This is a genomic window from Pseudomonas sp. PME37.24/025 (assembly GCF_055556615.1).
The window spans coordinates 1-279 of sequence record NZ_JBVHNK010000115.1 but is presented as its reverse complement, the minus strand read 5'-3'; the positions used below and the strand labels follow the sequence as shown (position 1 = coordinate 279).

1 protein-coding gene is annotated in these 279 nt (G+C 72.4%); it reads right to left on the bottom strand.

The annotated features are described in order from the left end of the window. The coding region (locus tag ACZ3HH_RS29735; protein ID WP_465810122.1) for an ATP-binding protein at positions 1-279 on the bottom strand (279 nt) is incomplete at both ends.

Sequence of the window (279 nt, the reverse complement as noted above, 5' to 3'; positions counted from 1 at the left end):
CACCCGACAGTGACCGTACCGACGCGACTGACAGCGCCGCGTCGTCATCGAGATCGGGCAGGATGCCGGGCAGCCGCCGCGCCAGCATCGTCTTGCCGGCGCCGGGAGGTCCGCTCATCAACAGGTGGTGGCCGCCGGCAGCCGCAACGATCAGGGCATCGACGGCATCCGGCTGTCCAAGGATGTCGGCGAGATCGAGGGCCTCCTCCCGCGCCGCCGGGGGCTCCTCGCCCAGGACCGGCGAGAGTTCGGGCGCTTCGCTGACCCCGCCGTGCCAGC